Source organism: Inquilinus ginsengisoli (assembly GCF_031453975.1).
GTDB lineage: Bacteria > Pseudomonadota > Alphaproteobacteria > DSM-16000 > Inquilinaceae > Inquilinus > Inquilinus ginsengisoli_A.
The window spans coordinates 739,465-759,268 of the sequence record NZ_JAVDPW010000001.1 but is presented as its reverse complement, the minus strand read 5'-3'; the positions used below and the strand labels follow the sequence as shown (position 1 = coordinate 759,268).

At 66.3% G+C, this 19,804-nt stretch carries 21 protein-coding genes; 11 read left to right on the top strand and 10 right to left on the bottom strand.

Going from position 1 to position 19,804, the window contains the following annotated elements:
• Positions 1-7 precede the first annotated feature (7 nt).
• Both E9232_RS03490 and E9232_RS03485 read left to right on the top strand, forming a co-directional pair.
• Positions 8-835, top strand: coding sequence for an aldo/keto reductase (locus E9232_RS03490; protein WP_309792163.1), 828 nt, complete (start codon positions 8-10; stop codon positions 833-835).
• Between the two features lie 487 nt (positions 836-1,322).
• Positions 1,323-1,631, top strand: a complete 309-nt coding sequence (locus E9232_RS03485) for a hypothetical protein (protein ID WP_309792162.1) — start codon at positions 1,323-1,325, stop codon at positions 1,629-1,631.
• A 101-nt stretch (positions 1,632-1,732) separates the two neighbouring features.
• Here E9232_RS03485 and E9232_RS03480 read toward each other — a convergent pair whose 3' ends face one another.
• The 6 genes from E9232_RS03480 to E9232_RS03455 form a co-directional block, all read right to left on the bottom strand.
• A complete protein-coding gene (locus tag E9232_RS03480) occupies positions 1,733-2,224 on the bottom strand; it encodes a ribbon-helix-helix domain-containing protein (RefSeq protein WP_309792161.1) in 492 nt (163 codons plus the stop codon).
• A gap of 26 nt (positions 2,225-2,250) precedes the next feature.
• Complete coding sequence (locus E9232_RS03475; protein WP_445351978.1) at positions 2,251-2,901, bottom strand: type IV secretory system conjugative DNA transfer family protein; 651 nt, start codon at positions 2,899-2,901, stop codon at positions 2,251-2,253.
• 99 nt (positions 2,902-3,000) lie between these two features.
• Positions 3,001-3,555, bottom strand: coding sequence for a cytochrome b (locus tag E9232_RS03470; protein ID WP_309792160.1), 555 nt, complete (start codon positions 3,553-3,555; stop codon positions 3,001-3,003).
• A gap of 214 nt (positions 3,556-3,769) precedes the next feature.
• Positions 3,770-3,910 carry a cytochrome bd-I oxidase subunit CydX gene (gene cydX, locus E9232_RS03465; RefSeq protein WP_309792159.1) on the bottom strand — a complete coding sequence of 47 codons (141 nt, stop codon included), beginning with the start codon at positions 3,908-3,910 and terminating at the stop codon, positions 3,770-3,772.
• 16 nt (positions 3,911-3,926) lie between these two features.
• Positions 3,927-5,066 (bottom strand): cytochrome d ubiquinol oxidase subunit II, encoded by a 1,140-nt coding sequence (gene cydB / locus E9232_RS03460; RefSeq protein ID WP_309792158.1) that lies wholly within the window; start codon positions 5,064-5,066, stop codon positions 3,927-3,929.
• An 18-nt stretch (positions 5,067-5,084) separates the two neighbouring features.
• On the bottom strand, positions 5,085-6,662 hold the full coding sequence (locus E9232_RS03455; RefSeq protein WP_309792157.1) for a cytochrome ubiquinol oxidase subunit I: 1,578 nt from the start codon (positions 6,660-6,662) through the stop codon (positions 5,085-5,087).
• Between the two features lie 152 nt (positions 6,663-6,814).
• Here E9232_RS03455 and E9232_RS03450 point away from each other — a divergent pair, with 152 nt between their 5' ends.
• The 7 genes from E9232_RS03450 (at position 6,815) to E9232_RS03420 (ending at position 14,458) form a co-directional block, all read left to right on the top strand.
• Positions 6,815-8,104 (top strand): NRAMP family divalent metal transporter, encoded by a 1,290-nt coding sequence (locus tag E9232_RS03450; RefSeq protein ID WP_309792156.1) that lies wholly within the window; start codon positions 6,815-6,817, stop codon positions 8,102-8,104.
• Between the two features lie 116 nt (positions 8,105-8,220).
• Positions 8,221-9,816 carry a bifunctional aminoglycoside phosphotransferase/ATP-binding protein gene (locus E9232_RS03445; RefSeq protein ID WP_309792155.1) on the top strand — a complete coding sequence of 532 codons (1,596 nt, stop codon included), beginning with the start codon at positions 8,221-8,223 and terminating at the stop codon, positions 9,814-9,816.
• A 6-nt stretch (positions 9,817-9,822) separates the two neighbouring features.
• Positions 9,823-10,278, top strand: coding sequence for a hypothetical protein (locus E9232_RS03440; protein WP_309792154.1), 456 nt, complete (start codon positions 9,823-9,825; stop codon positions 10,276-10,278).
• Positions 10,279-10,379: 101 nt separating this feature from the next.
• Positions 10,380-11,258, top strand: coding sequence for a polyphosphate kinase 2 family protein (locus E9232_RS03435; protein WP_309792153.1), 879 nt, complete (start codon positions 10,380-10,382; stop codon positions 11,256-11,258).
• Positions 11,259-11,334: 76 nt separating this feature from the next.
• The gene (locus E9232_RS03430) at positions 11,335-12,336 is read left to right on the top strand and encodes a zinc-dependent alcohol dehydrogenase family protein (RefSeq protein WP_309792152.1); all 1,002 of its coding nucleotides are present in this window, start codon (positions 11,335-11,337) and stop codon (positions 12,334-12,336) included.
• Between the two features lie 244 nt (positions 12,337-12,580).
• Positions 12,581-13,309 (top strand): helix-turn-helix domain-containing protein, encoded by a 729-nt coding sequence (locus E9232_RS03425; RefSeq protein WP_309792151.1) that lies wholly within the window; start codon positions 12,581-12,583, stop codon positions 13,307-13,309.
• Positions 13,310-13,489: 180 nt separating this feature from the next.
• Positions 13,490-14,458, top strand: coding sequence for an ABC transporter transmembrane domain-containing protein (locus E9232_RS03420; RefSeq protein WP_309792150.1), 969 nt, complete (start codon positions 13,490-13,492; stop codon positions 14,456-14,458).
• A gap of 185 nt (positions 14,459-14,643) precedes the next feature.
• Here the strand turns inward: E9232_RS03420 and E9232_RS03415 are convergent, their stop codons facing one another.
• Positions 14,644-15,186 carry an Hsp20/alpha crystallin family protein gene (locus tag E9232_RS03415; RefSeq protein WP_309792149.1) on the bottom strand — a complete coding sequence of 181 codons (543 nt, stop codon included), beginning with the start codon at positions 15,184-15,186 and terminating at the stop codon, positions 14,644-14,646.
• 271 nt (positions 15,187-15,457) lie between these two features.
• On the opposite strand from E9232_RS03415, the gene E9232_RS03410 reads away from it, so the two are divergent.
• Positions 15,458-16,123 carry a dienelactone hydrolase family protein gene (locus E9232_RS03410; RefSeq protein ID WP_309792148.1) on the top strand — a complete coding sequence of 222 codons (666 nt, stop codon included), beginning with the start codon at positions 15,458-15,460 and terminating at the stop codon, positions 16,121-16,123.
• A gap of 9 nt (positions 16,124-16,132) precedes the next feature.
• On the top strand, positions 16,133-17,938 hold the full coding sequence (locus E9232_RS03405) for an ABC transporter ATP-binding protein/permease (RefSeq protein ID WP_309792147.1): 1,806 nt from the start codon (positions 16,133-16,135) through the stop codon (positions 17,936-17,938).
• A gap of 15 nt (positions 17,939-17,953) precedes the next feature.
• Here the strand turns inward: E9232_RS03405 and E9232_RS03400 are convergent, their stop codons facing one another.
• The 3 genes from E9232_RS03400 to E9232_RS03390 all read right to left on the bottom strand — a co-directional run bounded on the left by E9232_RS03400 (position 17,954) and on the right by E9232_RS03390 (position 19,778).
• Positions 17,954-18,382, bottom strand: coding sequence for a universal stress protein (locus tag E9232_RS03400; RefSeq protein WP_309792146.1), 429 nt, complete (start codon positions 18,380-18,382; stop codon positions 17,954-17,956).
• 85 nt (positions 18,383-18,467) lie between these two features.
• A complete protein-coding gene (locus E9232_RS03395; RefSeq protein ID WP_309792145.1) occupies positions 18,468-18,938 on the bottom strand; it encodes a Spy/CpxP family protein refolding chaperone in 471 nt (156 codons plus the stop codon).
• A 288-nt stretch (positions 18,939-19,226) separates the two neighbouring features.
• A complete protein-coding gene (locus E9232_RS03390) occupies positions 19,227-19,778 on the bottom strand; it encodes a YbhB/YbcL family Raf kinase inhibitor-like protein (protein WP_309792144.1) in 552 nt (183 codons plus the stop codon).
• Positions 19,779-19,804: the final 26 nt, after the last annotated feature.

Sequence of the window (19,804 nt, the reverse complement as noted above, 5' to 3'; positions counted from 1 at the left end):
CGACATCATGGACCCCATCATCACCAGGGGCGTTGCAATCCCCCGTCTCGGTTTCGGCACCTTCCGCATGCCGGGGGCCGACGCCCAGCCCGTGATCGAGAGTGCGCTCGCAATCGGCTACCGGCACATCGACACCGCCGCGATGTACGAGAATGAAGCCGCGGTCGGCGCCGCCATCGCCGCGTCCGGCATCCGGCGCGACGATCTCTTCGTCACCACCAAGGTCTGGCATGACCAACTGGCGCCGGATGCGTTGCATCGGGCCTTCGACGCCAGCCTGCGCAAGCTCGGTCTTGATCATGTCGACCTCTACATGATCCACTGGCCGTCGCGGGACATGGACATGGCGGCGACGCTCAAGGCACTGACCTCGCTACAGGAACGTGGCCTTACGCGCGCCGTCGGCGTCTGCAACTTCAACCTGCCGATGATCCGCCGCGCGGTGGAGGAGATCGGTGCGCCGATCGCCAGCGTCCAGCTCGAATACCACCCTTTCCTGTCGCAGACGTCCATGTTGGGCTATTTGCGGGAGAAGGGCATTCCGCTGACCGCGTATGCTCCGCTCGCGCAGGGTCGGGCGGCGAGCGACCCGACGCTGGCCGCGCTCGGCCGCAAGCACGGCGCCGGCGCCGCGCAGATGGCGGTCGCCTGGCTGCTAGACCAGGAGGGCGTCATCGTCATCCCGAAAGCCAGCCGGTCGGAAAGCCAGAAGGCCAATCTCGAAGCGTGCAGCATCGGATTGGACGACGACGATCGTACCGCGATCGGGGCGCTGCCGAAGGATCAGCGCTTCGTACGGCCACCGTTCGCTCCGGATTGGAATGCTATTGGTTGAGCGCCCACGTGGGCGAACCGCACCGCCGAATATCCATCCATATTAGTCGTTCTTAGTGTCTGACCCGATAAGAGTTGAGTGATATCAGTCGGTTGTGATTCGGTCGCGGTTGCGAGCTACGACGACTGTGAAATAGGGGGGCCTCGAGAAACTGATGCCGGTGACCCGGACGCCATTCGGGAGCGGGATCATCGCCGATCCAGCAAATTCAGGGTAACCACCCGATGAGGACCGCCTTGTGTGACGGCGGTGAAGATCGGAGGTCATAGGGTAATCCTAGGAGTAGCGCTGACGATGCCGCGAGCTGAGGTGCTGCCTCTGGTGGAACGCCGCCGGCGCTGGTCGTGGGAGGAGAAGGAGCAGATCGTCGCCGCCCAGTCACACTTGTGTCCATAACCGCCTTTGTGGACACTTCTCACCCTCATCTGATCAACGATCCAATCAGGGTCGGTGAAATAAGGCGGTCGAGGAAGGCGGCCTTGCCCGGATGCGTACCATTCAGGACCCGACGGAGCGCCTCGGCATCGACCTCCCGGTCGACCCGCAGTCGGCGCCCGTCTCCGAGATCGATCTCGATCAGGCCGGCCTTCCGCTGCTGACGAAGCGGTGGCCGCGGTTCGAGCCCCGCTGCCGCCTCGACAACCATCGGAGGCGTAATCTCGACTGGTACAAGCCGCTGCTCCGCGACATCGGCCCGCTCGCAAAGCTCCCTCCGGTGAAGGCCCAGTATCGAGACGCCAACACTATGACCGCTTTGGGCGCCGTTCAGTTCGGCCGATTCGGCAGCAAGGCATAGAGAATCGTGGATTCGACGGATGTCCGGTGTCGAGGCGGCGATGCTGTGTCGTCTTTTGGCGCGTTGCGGAAGACTTTCCGAACCAGGAAGCGCCGTAGGGGCTATCTCTGACCGAGCGCCTCTGGAGAAGTTGGGTCGTGATCGTCCGCCATTGGCTCATCGCCACTCGCAGCCCCGGTATTGCAGCTGGGCGTAAGAATGTCGTTCGGGATCTCCTGCAACAGGCCTTTTCCCTTCGCGAGTCGCCGCCCGAGCGCCTCGACAAATCCCTGATACCGTTCCCGCCCCTTGGCCTGTGCTGCCGATTGGGCGTCGTTCGGCAGGGGCGGCGTGACCGTAAGCCAGAACCGAACGAAGAGTGCGAGTGCTTCGACTGAAATCCCGACATCACGTTCCAGCCGTTCGATCTGCCGAGACAGCCGGTCGAGACGACGGGTAAAAGCCGCCTCGCGCTGATCCGACCCGTCCGGCGACAGGAAGGACGCGACCGCGGCCTCGACGATCGAGGAGCGCGACAGCCGCCTGCGGTCAGCGAGTTCCTCGATCCGCCGCAGCAGGTCGGGCGAGAAGTAGACGTTCAGCCTGGTTTTCATCAGCCGCTCACAGCGCGATGCCATCATCAGGATCCACCGCCGCCTGCCGGGCAACGGTCCGCATTCTCCGCCGCACCGCTCTCGCCTTGACGGCCTCGTCGTCCGGCGTCCTCGAGATCGGCGAACTCCTTGGTCGGCATGGCCGTCTCCGGCGCAATGGCTTCGTGCTCTGGCAGCATGGGCTCGCGCCGGATGCCGCCGTTTACAGGATCCTCTGCGTCCTCCTCGGCTTGCTCGGCGGCCGCCGAATCGCCTTGCGGCAGTATGGCGATCCAGTCGTCGGCGCCGGGAGCGGCCCCTCCTCCGTCCGGCAGCAATGAGAGCTCCGCAGGCGGCGGCAGAACTCTGCGGGTAAAACGCGCATCGTCGTAGTAGCGAACCTTTCCGGCCCGGATCGGCGACATGCCGGAAACAAGCACGAGTTCCTCCGAAGGCGGCAATTGCATCACCTCCCCCGGCGTCAGCAGCGGTCGCGCCGTCTCCTGGCGCGACACCATGAGGTGACCGAGCCAGGGCGAGAGCCGATGCCCGGCATCATTCTTCATCGCCCGGAGCTCGGTTGCCGTGCCCAGTGCATCGGAAACTCGCCGCGCCGTCCGCTCGTCATTGGTGGCGAAGGCGACGCGGACATGGCAGTTGTCGAGGATCGAGTTGTTGGGCCCATAGGCCTTCTCGATCTGGTTGAGCGACTGGGCGATCAGGAAGCTCTTCAGGCAACCCTCCAGTGCTCGAACGTCGCGACTGCGTTCAAGGCATGGCTGAACTGCTGCGGTCGATCAGATCGAGCGGCGCGACACCGGCAGCATTCTTTGCATGACCCCGTCGCGCCGGAAGAATGCGTGATACAGGGCCCCAAGGACATGGAGGCCCACCAAAGCCAGCAACACATTGGACAGCAGACCGTGGAGATCGCCGGCGAACCGGCCGAAGGACGATCCCTTGGCCACCAGATCCGGCAGCGTCATGAGACCGAACGGATTGACCACCCATCCGCGCTCGCCTGCCCAGAGCCATCCGAGCACGGGAAGAGCCAGCAGCAGCACGTAGAGGAGGATCTGGATCGTCTGCGATCCGAGGCGTTGCCACGCCGGCAGATCGTCTGGCAGCGGCGGCGCTGGGCGCAGCAGACGCCAGGACAGGCGCATCAGGACGACAATGAAGATCACGATCCCGAAAGAAAGGTGCAGGCTGATCAGCGTATCCGGCGAGGACAGGCGTTCAGGCGCTGCCCACGCCAAGCCGAACTGGAGGATCAGGAGTGCCAGGGTCAGCCAGTGCAACGCCTGGGTGACCGCGTCATAGTTGGATCGATCGCACTCGGCATCGCGCATGGCGGCCCCCTCATTGGCGGATAGATCAGGCTGTCGCCCGTGATGGTCAGTGGATGCGGTTCGTAAAAGCGCATCCAGTTACAAATCGACAACCAGGTTCGGCGGATGCGCGCAGTGGATCCGAGCGTCAGGCACGCCACGCAGCGCGGGAGATAAACCACCAGCAGCATGCAAAGCAGCCCGGCCGCAGGGAGGTCGAGACTCCTGCCGTCCCTCAATACCGACTGGATCGCCGCAGCTCCGCGTCGACCGGCGCCTTCGCCGCGCTGACTTCGTGCAGCTCGAGCCACATGGCGTTGAGGATGGAGAAGGCGCAGGCAAAGCCGACGCCGAGGATCCAGGCGAAATACCACATCGGTCATCTCCTCCGTTCAGTAGGTGCTGGTGGGATTGTCGGAGACGTAGGCGAGGGTCACGCGGCCCCGCAGCACGCGGTAGACCCAGGCCGTGTAGGTGATGATGAGCGGCAGGAAGACCACGGTTGCGCCCAGCATGATGGCGAGAGTCAGGCGGCTCGACGAGGCGTCCCAGACCGTCAGGCTGGCGTTCGGGTTGAGTGAGGACGGCAACAGGAACGGAAACACGCTGAGCCCCGCCGTCGCGATCACGCCCGCCACGCCCAGCGCACTCGCCAGGAGCGTGAGGCCGGGCCGCCGCAGGCCGGACAGCGCAATCACGCCGAGCGCACCGAGGAAGGCGAGTACGGGTGCCGCCAGGGTCCAGGGCTGCGTCCCATAGTTTGCCATCCAGGCCCCGGGGGCACGCGCCACCTGCTTCAGCAGGGGGTTCGACGGCCCGTCATGCGCCACCGCGCCGACGATGGCATAGCCGTCGATGCCGATTGCCACCCAGAGGCCAGCGACGGCGAACAGCGCAATGAGGACGATCGCGGCCAGACGCGTGAAGGTGACCGCGCGAGCTGCCACCGGCTCCGCCGCCTTCAGCGCCAGCCAGGCGCCACCGTGCATGACCAGCATGGCGACGCTGACGAGGCCGCAGAGCAGCGCGAACGGGTTGAGCAGCCCGAACAGGGTGCCCTCGTAGGTCATGCGCAGCGTCGCGTCGAACCGGAAGGGCACGCCCTCCAGGACGTTGCCGAAGGCGACGCCGAAGACGAGCGACGGCACCAGGCCACCAACGAACAGAGCCCAGTCCCAGGTCCGGCGCCAAGTCGGATGATCGATCTTCGATCGGAACTTGAAGGCCACGGGCCGCAGGATCAATGCGCACAGCACCAGGAACATGGCGAGGTAGAAGCCGGAGAAGGCGACCGCGTAGAGCGGCGGCCAGGCGGCGAAGATCGCGCCGCCGCCGAGGATGAACCAGACTTGGTTGCCTTCCCACACCGGGCCGACGGTGTTGATCACGACCCGCCGCTCCGCGTCGGTCCGGCCGACGAAGGGCAGCAACATTGCGGCCCCGAGGTCGAAGCCGTCCATCACAGCGAAGCCGATCAGAAGCGTGCCAAGCAGCGCCCACCAGATCAGGCGCAGGGTTTCGTAATCGAGCATGATGCGGTCCTCCCGGAACTATTCCGCCGCGGCCGGAACTGCGGCCAGATCGGGCTCAGCCGTAAGATCCGATCCGGCCGCCGCGGGACCGACACGGATGGCCTTGACCATCAGGGTGACGTCGATCGCGAAGAGGATCGAATAGAGGGCGATGAACCCCAGCAGCGTGGCCAGGACATTGCCGGCCGTCAGGTTCGACACCGCCAGGTAGGTCGGCAGCACACCTTCGATCACCCAGGGCTGGCGCCCCACCTCCGCCACGAACCAGCCGAGTTCGGCGGCGATCCACGGGAGCGGCAGCGCGCCCACGGCAATCCACAGGAACATCGGGGACGCCTGCAGCCGTCGGCGTGATGCCAGGACGAAGGCGACGGCGAAGAGGCCGATGAAGAGGAAGCCGAGCGCGACCATCAGCCGGAAGCTCCAGAACAGCGGGGAAACCTGCGGCACCGCGGTCCAGGCAGCCTTTTCCACATCGGCATCGGTGGCGGCCAGGATGTCCGGCCGGATCGGCTTGAGCAGGAAGGCGTAGCCGAGGTCTTCGGCATGGGCCGCCAGCCTCGCCCTGGCGTCGGCATCGTTGCGATCGGCCTGCAGCCGCTCGAGCCCGCCATAGGCGATCAGGCCGGAGCGGATGCGCGCCTGCGCCCGCGCCACCAGCTCGTTGATGCCCGGCACCTCACCGTCGATCGACCGGGTGGCAATCAGCCCCAGCATCCAAGGCACCTTGATCTCGTAGTCGGTGCGATGCGTCTCCTGGTTCGGCAGACCGAACAGGGTGAAGGAAGCCGGCGCCGGCTCGGTGTCCCACATCGCCTCGATCGCGGCGATCTTCATCTTCTGATTCTCGCCGGCGGTGTAGCCGCTCTCGTCGCCGAGCACGACGACGGACAGCGCGGCCGCGAGGCCGAAGCTGGCGGCCACGGTCAGCGATCGCTTGGCCAGGTCGACATGCCGGCCGCGCAAGAGGTAGAGGGCGCTGATCGAGAGCACGAACATCGCCCCCGTCACATAGCCGGCACTGACCGTGTGCACGAATTTCGCCTGCGCCACCGGGTTGAAGATGACGGCCATGAAGTCCGTCACTTCCATGCGCATCGTGTCGGGGTTGAACCGCGCCCCGACCGGATGCTGCATCCAGCCATTCGCGATCAGGATCCACAGCGCCGACAGGTTCGACCCCAGCGCCACCAGCCAGGTGACGATCAGGTGGCCGACCTTCGACAACCGGTCCCAGCCGAAGAAGAACAGGCCGATGAACGTCGCCTCGAGGAAGAAGGCCATCAGCCCTTCGATGGCCAGCGGCGCGCCGAAGATGTCGCCGACATACTGGCTGTAATAGGCCCAGTTCATGCCGAACTGGAACTCCATGGTGATGCCGGTGGCGACCCCCATGGCGAAGTTGATGCCGAACAGCACACCCCAGAACTTCGTCATTCGGCGCCAGACCTCGCGGCCGGTCATGACATAGACGCTCTCCATGATGCCGAGCAGCACCGCGAGGCCGAGCGTCAAAGGCACGAACAGGAAGTGGTACATGGCCGTCAGGCCGAACTGCAGCCGCGACAGCTGCACGACATCCATGGCGATGGTCATGGCGCGGTATCCCCTGGATAGGCGCCGGCATTGGACGCCCCGAAGCGCTGGTATCAACCACGGTGGCCGCGGGCACCTTGATCTGGATCAAAGCCCGGCCGCGGCGGCGTCTGCCATAGGAAAGGCCTTCGAAGCGCAGTCCGGGACGGAAAATGGCCAGCCTCATCGAGACGGACGGTGGCAGGAAGGCCAGGCGGCGATCGCGACCTGGCCTGCTCAGGACTCTGGGCCCCGGCCTGGTCACCGGCGCCGCGGATGACGACCCGAGCGGCATCGCCACCTACAGCCAAGCCGGCGCGCAGTTCGGCTACGGCATGGCCTGGGTCATGCTGTTCAGCTATCCGCTGATGTCCGTCACTCAGTCGATCAGCGCCCGCATCGGCTGCGTCACTGGCCGCGGCATCGCGCAGAATCTGCGCCGGCACCATTCGCGGTGGCTGCTGCGGACCGTCGTGCTGGCGCTGCTGGTGGCGAACATCGCCAATCTCGGGGCGGACCTCGGTGCCATGGCGGCAGCGGCGCAGTTGCTCATTCCCGGCCCTGCCCTGCTGTACGGCATCGGCTTCGCGGCGCTGTGCATCGTCCTGGAGGTCTTTCTCAGCTACGCGCGGTACGCCGCCGTCCTGAAATGGCTCACCCTGTCCCTGCTGGCCTATGCCGCGGCGGTCTTTGTCGTTCATGTGCCGTGGAGCGAGGCGTTGCTGCGGACGTTCGTGCCGCATCTGGTTTTCGATGCCGACCATGCCGAGGTGCTGGTGGCGCTGCTGGGCACCACCATCAGCCCCTACCTCTTCTTCTGGCAGGCGTCGCAGGAGGTCGAGGAGCGGCTCCGGCGCAAATCGCAGCCGCTCTATGTGACGCCCGCCCAGGCAGGTCCGGAACTGGATCGGGTCCGGATCGATACCTGGGTCGGCATGGGCTATTCGAACCTGATCTCGCTGTTCATCATTTTCGCCACGGCGGCAACGCTGCACGCCAACGGCATCACGGATATCCAGAGCTCGGCGCAGGCGGCCGAGGCGCTGAGGCCGATCGCAGGCCCCCTTGCCTTCGCGGTCTTCGCCTGTGGCATCATCGGCACCGGCCTGCTGGCCGTTCCCGTGCTGGCTGGCTCCGCCGCCTACGCCGTCTGCGAGACGTTCGACTGGGTGGAGGGCCTCGACCACAAGCCGAAGGAGGCGAAGGCCTTCTACGGCGTGATCGTCCTGGCGACGGTGCTCGGCCTGGGGGTGGGCTTCACCGGAATCGATCCGATCAGGGCCCTATACTGGAGTGCTGTGCTCAACGGCCTCCTGGCCGCGCCCCTGATGGCGACGATGCTCCTGATCGCGACCGATCGTCGGATCATGGGGTCGTTCATCCTGCCCCGATCGATGGTCGCCGTCGGGTGGCTGGCCACAGTGGCGATGGCGGCCGCATCCATCGCCCTCCTGATCCTTTGAAAGATCAGCAGGGTGCAGCGCTTCGCGCGTCGTCCCACGGATGCTGCGTTTGATCCAGCGCAAGGCCGGCCCCGCCGAATGCCGGCACCATCGTCCTCACCAAGGAGGAGGCATCGATGGTCGACACACCGCAGCAGGACGTGATCGCATTTCTTTCGCAGCCGGAGGCCTATGGCGTGGATTCGGTGCAAAGGGTGGAAACGCACGCTTCCGTCGTCTTCCTCGCCGGCGGACATGCCTACAAGCTCAAGAAGGCGGTGCGGTTCAGCTATCTCGACTATTCCACGCCCGAGCTCAGGCATGCGGCCTGCGAGAAGGAGCTCGCGATCAATCGCCGGACCGCACCGGGTCTCTATCTCCGGGTCCTGCCGGTCTGCCGTGCGGCCTCCGGCGGCCTCACCCTCGGCGGGGACGGGACGATCGTCGACTGGCTCCTGGTGATGCTTCGCTTCGACGGATCGGGCCAACTCGACCAATTGGCCAAGCACGGCTTGCTCACGACCCAGATCATGCGCCGGCTGGCGGACCGCATCGCCGAGTTCCACCAGTCGCTGGCGGGCGAGCCGGACTTCGGCGGTCCGGCGGCAATCGCCGACATCATCGTCGAGAACGACGGCAACCTCTCCCGTTACGGCGCGGATCTGTTCGAGGCGGCAGCGGTCACCGGTCTCACGCGCCGGTCCCTGGATCAAGCTTCCCGACACGAGGCGCTGCTCCATCGCCGGCAGCGTTCCGATCATGTCCGCCGCTGCCACGGCGATCTTCACCTTGCCAACATCGCCATGTGGCATGACGAGCCGACACTGTTCGACGCCATCGAGTTTTCGGACCGCCTGGCCTGTGTCGACGTCCTCTACGATCTGTCCTTCCTACTGATGGATCTTCTGGACCGGTCGCATCGGGATTTCGCGAACGCTGTGTTCAACCGCTACCTCGACCGCATGCCGGACGAGGCCGATGGTGTCGCCCTGCTTCCCCTCTTCATGTCGATCCACGCCGCCATCCGCGCGCATGTCCAGGCAGCAACGGCCAATGGCACGAGCGATGCAGCGGCCGGCTTGGAGGCGCGCAGGCGGGCCACAGCGTATTTCGCCCTGGCCGACGAGTTGTTCCGAAGCCCCGAACCGCGATTGCTGGCCATCGGCGGCGTCAGCGGTACCGGCAAATCGACCCTCGCCGCTTTCCTCGCCCCCTATGTCGGCCCGCATCTGGGGGCCCGGGTGCTGCGGTCCGATGTCATCCGGAAACAGCTTCACGGAGCGGCGCCCGAAGCGCCTCTTCCCGACGGTGCCTATGGCCCGGAGCAGACGGCACGGGTCTACGAGACCCTTCTCACCGAGGCCGATCGCCTGCTGGCGGCTGGCTGCACGGTCATCGTCGACGCCACCTTCCTCGATCACGCCGAGCAGGACGCAGTCAGAGTCGTGGCGCAGCGTCGGGGCGTACCGTTCGCCGCCCTCTGGCTCGAGGCCGCGGATGCGATCCTGGTTCCCCGGCTTTCGGCGAGGGTCGGCGACGCGTCGGACGCAACACCAACCGTGCTCGCTCGGCAGCGTCGAGATGAGATGGGGGCACCGGGATGGGCCGCCTTCACCTCCGATTGTTCGATCCCGACCCTCGCTTTCCGAACCCTTCGATATCTGGGACGGCTCGGCTGGCCGGTGCAGACGCCAGCGGAAACGCCGCTGCTGCAGGCGATGGCCCGCGCCTGAACAGGCTTGCGCCAGATCAAGGTGGCCGTCGCCACGGCGAGCAAAAATAACTGGATCAAGTATCGATCGCAGGAGAGCAAGATGAGCCTGAGCCGAGTGCGAATGGAACTGGCGCGAACGCCGGAGGCGCCCGCGGGGGCGCCGGATTGCGGCTACGAGCTGATCGCTCCGCTGGATCCGGATGGACATCTCAACCCCGACGCCTGGCGTGCCCAGCGCGCCGAGTGCACCGTCCGTCGCTTCTGGCAGGGAACGGATGACGAACACGGGCAGCTGATCCACACGCGCCAACGGCGCTGGGCCTTCTCTTATGCGCCGGGCGAAGATGACGACGAGCCGATCTGGCGGCTCGACACCCATCGCTTCGTCGAAGGCGAATATGTCTCGGTGACCGAGCACGACGGCGTCACCCGGCCCTTCCGCGTCGTCCGGGTGAGACCCTGGCCAGCGGCCTTTGGGTGATTGACTGCAACAACCAGCAGGATTGCGATGCCGCCGCCCGAAGGGCGGGGCAACTCCGACCGCGGCAATGCCGCCGGGGCGTTCACGGGATGGAGGCGACAGTGCTCAAGCTCGACAAACTCGCTGCATGCTATCGGCTCGAAGACGGAGCCGGCTTCCGCCTGCAGGATTGGGATCCGGGCGACACCGGCGGGCTGAGCAGCGGAGAGGCGGCTCAGGCAGGCCTGGCCCAGAGCGTCGAACAGCTCGCCGAGATGCAGGAGAAGCTCTACGCCCAGGACCACTGGTCTGTGCTGCTGATCCTCCAGGGAATGGACGCGGCTGGCAAGGACGGCACGATCAAGCACGTCATGTCGGGTGTGAATCCCCAGGGCTGTCAGGTCACGCCGTTCAGGCAACCCTCGGCGGAGGAACTCGACCACGACTTCATGTGGCGCACCACCAGGCATCTGCCCGAGCGCGGGCGGATCGGCATCTTCAACCGCTCCTATTACGAGGAGGTGCTGGTCGTCCGGGTGCATCTGGATACCCTCGCCAACCAGCGGCTGCCGCCGAGGCTGGTGGACAAATCGATCTGGACGCAGCGCTACGAGGACATCAACGCCTTCGAACGCTACCTCTCCCGCAATGGCACCCTGATCCTGAAATTCTTTCTCAACCTCTCGAAGGACGAGCAGAAGCGGCGCTTCCTGGCGCGGCTCGACGACCCCGAAAAATCCTGGAAATTCGCCCCCGGGGACGTGGCGGAACGCCAGCGGTGGGACGACTACGCATCCGCCTACGAGGAGATGATCCGGGCGACGGCGACGCCGCACGCCCCGTGGCACGTGATTCCCGCTGACAACAAATGGTTCACCCGCCTGGCCGTCGCCGCTGCCACGGTGAATGCCATGGAGGGGCTCGGCCTCTCATACCCGGCCGTCGGACCGGAGTTGCAGAGCCAGCTGCTGTCGGCGCGGGCTCTGCTGGAGAACGAGTAGCCACGGGCCGTTGCCGCACATACAGCGTGATCGACCGACGACCGTCGTCCCGTGGTCAGGCGAAGGGAAGTGCATCATGAAGGCGATGATCCTGACGCAGCCGGGTGCACCGCTGGAGCCGGCCGATCTGCCTTGCCCCAGCCCAGGACCGACCGAAATCCTGATCCGTGTGTCGGCCTGCGGCGTCTGCAGGACCGACCTCCACGTCGTCGACGGTGAGTTGGCCTCACCGAAGCCTCGGCTGGTCCCGGGGCACGAGATCGTGGGCCGGGTGACGGCAGCGGGAAGCGAAGCCACCCGCTTCAAGATTGGCGACCGTATTGGCGTCCCATGGCTCGGATGGGCTTGCGGCAATTGCGAATTCTGCCGCCGCAGCCAGGAGAACCTCTGCGAAAGCGCGCGTTTCACCGGTTATCAGCTCGACGGCGGCTATGCCGAATTCGTCAAGGCGGATGAACGGTTCTGCGTGCCGATCCCGGAGCGCTACGGCGACGTCGAGGCGGCCCCTCTCCTCTGCGCCGGGCTGATCGGCTACCGCGCCCTCCGACTGGCTGGGGACGGGCCGCGGCTCGGCCTCTACGGCTTCGGCGCCTCCGCGCATATCGTTATCCAGATCGCCCGCCACCGCGGCCAGGAGGCCTTCGTCTTCACCGTGCCGGGCGACGCCGAAGCACAGGCCTTCGCACGACGCCTGGGCGCGGCCTGGGTCGGCGGCTCCGACGAAATGCCGCCGGCGCCGCTCGACGCCGCCATCATCTTCGCCCCGGTGGGTGATCTCGTCCCCGCCGCACTGAGGGCGATCCGGAAGGGGGGCACGGTGATCTGCGCCGGCATCCACATGTCGGACATCCCGCGCTTCCCCTACGCCCTGCTATGGCCGGAACGGACCATCCACGCGATCGCCAACCTGACGCGCCAGGACGCCGAGGCCTTCATGGCCGTCGCCGCGGAGGTGCCGATCCACACCGAGACCCTGGCGATACCGCTCGATCAGGCGAATGAGGCCCTGGCTCGGCTTCGCGGAGGTCAGCTGACCGGGGCGGCGGTGCTGGTCCCGCCCCGCGACCCCGCCGTTTGACCCCTCAGCTGTACCGGCTCGCCAGCGCCACGCTGGCCGCGAACACGCCGAATGCAGCGAGGATCAGCGCTCCAGGCGCAATCATGATGCCCTCCGATGCATCAAGGGCATCGACAGCAACTCGCCTGCCCTTGCCGGGTTCTTTTTTCGCTAAGTAGTTTCCCGTACGTATCCTTCACAATGATGCGGCGCATGGCCGAGGCGTAAGACAGCTGCACGTCCACCCGACGGCAGCGAGATCAACATGCAGACGCAGCACGCTTTCTCCGCATCCCGGCCGGCGCCGGGCTTCATCCCCGCCCTGGCCCCCCACCCCGACGACGGCACCGATGACGCCCCGGCCGGCCTCACCGCCCTCGGCGCGGTGGCCACGCTCCGCCGCGGCACCGCCGCCTACCGCGAGGGTGATCTCGCCTCGCACTGGTACCGCGTCGTCTCCGGCACCGGCTGCACCAGCAAGCTGTTGCCCGATGGCCGCCGCCAGATCGGCGCCTTCCTCCACGCTGGCGACTTCTTCGGCTTCGAGGCGCTCCAAGAGCACGGCTTCGCCGCCGAAGCCCTCACCGACATGGTCGTCATCCGTTACCCGCGGCAACGCGCCGAGAGCGCAGGCGACGCCGACCCGACCCTGAATGCTTTCTTGCGCGAGATCGCGTGCCGCTCCCTCACCTGCGCCTATGAGCGCCTTCTGACCCTGGGCCGGAGGACGGCGACAGAACGCGTCGCCAGCTTCCTGCTCGAACTGGCCAGCACCGCGCCGGACGGCAGGACGGTCAGCTTGGCGATGTCCCGCAGCGACATCGGCGACTATCTCGGCCTGACGCTCGAGACCGTCAGCCGGACCCTCGCGGCCCTCAAGCATGACGATCTGATCGACATGGCCGGCCCGCATAGCCTGGTACTGCTCGACCGCCCTGCGCTGGAGGAGATGACCGAAGGCGACGAGCCCGCAGTCCGGTTCGGGCGCGCCTGATCCCGCAGGGTCCCAGTCGCCGATCCAAGGAGCGCGGGAACGCCGGCACCGCAGGTCAGCCAGCTTCGGCCGCGGGACAGGTGCGGCGCTCACACGATGGCCTTGCACCCACGCTGTGATCTTGGCCCGGCGACGGGCCCCACAGCAGACGTCGTGGACAGGCTTGAAAGGCGTGAGGGCATGGGCTTCACCACACCAACACTCGCCGGCGGCTCGACGGTCGACCTTCCGGATACGCTGCTCGGCTTCATCCTGCGGGCCAGCCGCTGGCATCAGCTCGCCCTTGCGGTGTTGTCCACCGGCGTATTCCTGCTGACGATCGCACCGATCGAGCTGCAGCGCCGGATCGTAGACGATACCCTCTACGAGCATGACTTTCGCCCGGTCCTGCTCCTTGCACTGGCCTATGGCGGCGTGGCCATCCTCGAAGGGCTGGTCAAGCTGCTCACGAACATCTATCGCGGGTGGGTCGGGGAAAGCGCGGTGCGGCTGCTGCGGGAGAAGGTCCGGCTTGGGTTGCACGATCTCCCGGCGGCCCGGCATGACAGCATGGCAGACGGCATCGGGCTCTCCATGATGGTCGCCGAGAGCGACGATATCGGCGGTTTCGTCGGCAACAGCTTGTCGGAACCGGTCCTGCAGGGCGGTATCCTGCTGAGCGCCTTTGCATACATGCTCTACATCCAGCCGTTCATGGCGCTTGCCAGCTTTGCCGTCTTCGTGCCGCAACTGGTGCTCGTGCCGATGATCCAGGGCCGGATCAACCGGCGCGTATCGCGGCGCATCACGATGCTCCGGCAGGTCAGCATCGCCGTCACCTCCTCCCCCGTCAGCGCCGGCAGCGAAGAGCAGACCCGCCGGTTCGATTCCATCTTCACGCTGAATGTCGGAGTGTTCGTCCTCAAATTCTCCATGAACTTCCTGATGAACATCTTCTATCACCTGGGCGTGACATGCGCCTTCGGCCTCGGCGGCTGGTACGTCGTCCATGGCGAGGCCGGGATCGGCACCGTCGTGGCCATCATTTCCGGGCTTTCCAAGATCAATGACCCGTGGGGCGATCTCGTGACCTGGTACCGGGACCTGACCGTCACGCAGGTGAAGTACCGCTTGATCGCAGACGCCCTGAGAGCGATCCCAGCGGCATGATCGCCGCGGCAGCAGGCAGGCGATCGGGGCGGCGGGATCCGTGGTCTCACCGGAGCGCCGCCCCGCCTGACTCTCGATGCCGACGACCAATCGATGCGAGGGGCCATCGAACGCGTCGGGCACCCGACCGCGACAGGCGCGGAGGGCCTGCGGACGATGACCACAGGCCCCGGCGTCTCAGGCGTTCACGCCGCCTTCACATCGATCTTCTTCTCGGATTTGATCGCTTCCACCGTCTTCGGAAGAACGACAGTCAGCACACCATTCTTGAAGCTCGCCTCGATCTTGTCCGTGTCGACGTCGGCAGGCAGCGGGAACGCGCGCTGGAAGGAGCCATACCGCCGCTCGGACAGATGATAATCCTGCTTCTGTTCTTCCTTCTCTTCGGCCTTCTCGCCCCTGATCGTCAGCGTCCCATTCGACAGCTTGACCTCGATATTGCGCTCGGCCAGGCCCGGCAGCTCGGCCGTGAGCTGGTACCCCTTTTCACCCTCCGCAATATCCATGGCCGGGACCATGCCCTGCGTCATCGCGCGGGGCCATGTCGGCTCGTCGCCGACCATCGGGCGCCCGAGCGGGAACAGCCGCAGGCCTCGATTGAAGCTCTCGAAGACGTGATCGATCTCATGGCGCAGGATCTGAAGCGAATCCCAGGCGCGCGTGGGCGCCGGCGTTGAGCCAGCAGCGGGCTCGGACTTGACCGGCACCTTGGTCACGACTTGTGTCATCGTCATTCCTCCTTGCTGACGAGGGGTGGATGGCCGGACGAATTCCGAGCTCCACCGCCACTCGTGGGTGAACGCCTTGGCCCGGGCCCCTGAGATCCGAGGCGAGGTCGGCAAGACGCTCCACCACCCTGACGGACTTTTGCTTCGCTGCGCCTTGACCTGAGTCAAATCTGACCTTACGGGCCACGCCGAACCAGGATTGATCCTGATCAACACCCGATCGGAACGGGCTGGATAGGGTGCTGCGGAAAACGCTTACCCGGGACCCGCCATGGATCTCAGCAATATCCGCATCCCACCCGCCGGACTGACTGGCACGCTGCGGCTTCCGCGCCCCACGAAGGCTCTCATCGTCTTCGTGCAAGGCAGCGGTTCGAGCCGTTTCAGCCCACGCACGACGCTCATGGCTGAGGCGTTCCACAGGCGGGGGTTCGCGACCCTGGTGTTCGATCTCCTGACCACGGCGGAGGAGCGCCAGCCGGCCAATGCGTTCGATATCCCGCTGCTGTCGGCCCGGCTCGCCGCTGCACTGCGGTGGATCGCCCACGAACCTGCTGTCGCCTGCCTCCCGCTCGGGCTGCTCGGCACCGGAACCGGAGCCGCAGCGGCGCTGGTCGCCGCGGCGGACGGGCCGCGCATCGGAGCGGTGGTTTCATATGGAGGCCGTCCGGACCTCGCTGGCCAGACCATCGATGAGATCCGGGTGCCGGCCCTCCTGATCGTCGGCGGAGCCGATGACGGCATTCTCGCGCACAACCGGCATGTCTACGCCAGGCTGAGGGGTCGGAAAGACCTCCGGGTCATCGAAGGCGCCGGCCGCTGGTTCTCGGAGCCCGGCGCGCTCGCGGAGGTGGTCGACCACGCCGCGCTCTGGTTCAGCCGATACCTGTGCCCTGAAATGATCGGCACCCAGGACATCATCCCTTCCGACGGCTAGGAGCTTGCCATGCCGCTTCCGCGAGCGACCACAGCAGTTGAGGCCGCTCCGCGACCGAGCCTCGGGGAGCACAGGCCGGCGCAGTTCGGGGTTTTCTTCGACGCGCTGAAGACGTCGGCCGATAGGACGGCGTTGGCCTGCCTTGCCACGGGGATCCTCCTCGTGGTCGTCGCCACGACCCTCGCCCAGATCAGGCTGAACGCGTGGAACCAGCCATTCTACGACGCGCTGGCCCAGAGGAGCGTCGATGCCTTCGTCCGGCAGTTGATGGTCTTTGCCGCCATCGCCGGGACTCTTCTGGTGCTGAACGTGATGCAAAGCTGGCTCCACGAGATGATCAAGGTGCGGCTGCGGGGGTGGCTCACGGGCGATCTGATCGCCCGTTGGCTCGAACCGGGACGAGCGTATCGGCTGGTCTGGGCGGGGGAGGCCGGGGTCAACCCCGACCAGCGCGTCCACGAGGATGCCAGGCACCTGACGGAACTGTCAGCCGACCTCTGTGTCGGGCTTCTCCAGTCAGGGCTGCTGCTCGCCAGCTTCGCCGGGGTTCTCTGGGTGCTGTCGGAAGACGTCGTCTTCTCGCTGCAGGGCCGGCCCCTCGCGATTCCCGGCTACATGGTGTGGTGCGCGCTGTTCTATGCCGCGACCGCTTCCTGGTTCAGCTGGCGTGTCGGCCGTCCCCTGGTGAATCTCAATGCCGAGCGCTATGCCCGCGAGGCCGAGCTGAGATTCGCACTCGTTCGCGTCAACGAGAATGCCGACGGCATCGCACTCGGCGGCGGAGAGGCCGATGAGCGGCAACGCCTCGATCATGAGTTAGGCCAAGTCGTCGCGGTCACGCGCCAACTGGTCAATGCCGGAGCCAGGCTCACCTGGATCACCTCCGGCTATGGCTGGTTCGCGATCGTCGCCCCGATCCTGGTCGCCGCCCCCGGGTACTTCGCCGGCAACCTGTCCTTCGGCAACCTGATGATGGCAGTCGGCGCCTTCCTCCAGGTACAGCAGGCGCTGCGCTGGTTCGTCGACAACTACAGCCGCATCGCTGACTGGCGCGCGACGCTGACCCGCGTCTCCGCCTTCCGCCAGGCGCTGGCAACTGTTGAAGGCCTCGGCGGCCAGCCCGCACGCATCGAGGTTGCGGATCATCCCGCCGCCGGCTTGGCCTTCGACCATCTTGCGGTCACGACCGCTGCGGGCCGGGCGGCGATGACGGAGGAGCAGATCGAGATCGCGCCCGGCAGCCGCGTCCTGATCGTCGGCCGGCCTGGTTCCGGCAAGAGCACCCTGTTTCGGGCATTCGCAAGGCTGTGGCCCTGGGGCACGGGGCGGCTTCTCCTGCCGCCGCGGCACAGCACAATGTTTCTGCCGCAACGGCCCTACATGCCGCTCGGACCACTGCGCGCCGCCCTGACCTATCCCGCCGACCCGTCCAGCTTCGGAGACAATGCCCTGGTGGCAGCTCTTGAGCGGACCGGGCTGGGTCACCTCGCCCCGCAGCTCGACAGTTCCCAGCGCTGGGACAAGGACCTCTCGATGGACGAGCAGCAGCGGATCGCGTTCGCCCGCCTGCTGCTGCACAAGCCAAAGTGGGTCTTCATCGATGAGGCCATCGACATGCTCGACGAAGACCATCGCCGGATCGTGCTGTCGATCTTCAGGAAGGAGCTGTCCGACGCCGCGGTGATCAGCATCGGCCGCCGCGCCGTCCGCAGCGGTTTCTATGAGCGGATCCTGCATCTGAACCGATATCCGCTAAGCAGGCTGCACACATCGTCATCCGAGGCCACCGTTCCAACGAGAAACGGTACGGGCTGATCCGGATCGGCCCCGTCAGCGGAGGACCAGAACCGGAATCCGAGAATGAGTCAGGACTTTCTGCGTCTCGCTGCCGAGCACGACCGCGGAGATGCCCCGCCGCCCATGCGAGGCCATCGCCACCAGATCACAATCCTGGCTCGTCGCCACATCGATGATGGCGGCGTAGGGCTGCTCGTGTTCGATCGCGATCGCCTCGCATGGCACACCGAAGGTCCTCGCGATCTCGATGCCTGGGGCCAGGAGTTCGCGTCCGTGCTGCTCCGCGTACTGGGCGTATTCGTCAGCTCCCACCAGCGGCCAACTGCTGGCGACATGGAACGGTTGCGTGACCGTGAGCAAGGTCACCTGGGCATGGATCTCCGCCGCGAAGTGAAGGCCCCGGTCGACCGCCTTGTCCGCGAGGGGCGACCCGTCCGTCGGAATCAAGATGTGCTTGAACATCCCTCTGCACTCCCCTGCATGGGCCGCCCGGTGCCCCATCCGAACGCGTCGCAACGGTCCGAAGCGGCAGGCGGCGGTCTCATCATCATCCGCCCGCGTGCCGCAGAGCGGAATCGAGGCGGCGTTTCTGATCGTCGCTCAGCACCCGATACAGCGCATCATAGGCCGGGCAGATGATCTCGGCCGCCTGCAACATCGCCTCGATCTGCCGATGGATCGCGTCGAGCTCCGTGGGCGATCCCTCGGCGCACGCGCTCCGAACGGTCTCCCGGGCGCGACCAGCGGCCGAGACCAACGCATCGAACGAGCTGCGCTGTGCTTCGTTCGGCCTGATGACTCCCCTCATCCAGGCGAGATCCTCCATAACGCCGTCGCCGAGCCAGGAACTGCACGGTGCCCAGCCATGGGGGTCAACGCGGTCGAACGGAACGGCAGTGCCCGATGGCGCTCCGTCCCGCAGCGCTTGAACGGGAGGGGCGGCCGCCGACGCTCCCGCCACTCCGAGCGCCAACGCCACTGTCAGCAGTGCTCCGCGGGTGCTGTTCGCGTGGCTCATCGTGACGACCTTCGCGTCCCGGCCGCGGGTCCCCGATACCCGATCGGTGCCCCCGCGACGGTCTCAGCCCGGAGTGGCATCCGGATGGCGCGGAGCCGCCCGTCCCGCAGCCTGGCAAACAGAGTGACATCGTGGCCGAGCGACCGGCAGAATGCAGCATCACGGCCTGCCAGGCGCAACGCTTCACGGCGCGTCTCGAACCTTCCGGCGGCCATGTGCCCGGACACCACGGTCCAGCCGGCCAACCGGGGCTCAACCACATAGGCGACATGGACGATCTGGGACATGTCAATTCTCGCTGCCTGCGGCGCCCTGCCGGACGCTGGCCGGACGCCGCAGCCCACCCTCGGCGATAGCCGGGTCAGCGGCGTTTGGATGGTTGCGGCCCCCATGGACGCCGATGACCTCGGCCTCGGCGATGGCCAGCCGTCGTGCGGCTCGCTCGACATCGCGGCAACTGGGTTCGCGTGATAGCGGAAGCCGCTCGACCTGGAGGGCGAACAGTCGGAAATGATAGTGGTGGGCCGATCGCGCCGGGCCCAGGCAGGGGCCACCATAGCCGAGATGGCCGAGGTCGTTCATGGCCTGACGCACACCCCGCACGGCATTCACCTGGGGCAGCCCTTCGCAGAGGGCCGCCTGTTCGCGCGGGATATCGTAGACCGCCCAGTGATGGCACGGATGTTCGGCCGCATCGGGATCAGCACAGACCAGCGCGAAGCTTCGTGTTTCCCGAGGCGCATCCCGCCAGGCCAATGGCGGCGAGAGATTTTCGCCATCGCGCGTGCACTCCAGCGGCATCTCGGCGCCATCCGAAAACCAGGCTGAACTGATCTGCATGTGAACCTCCCGGCCTGCCAGGCCGA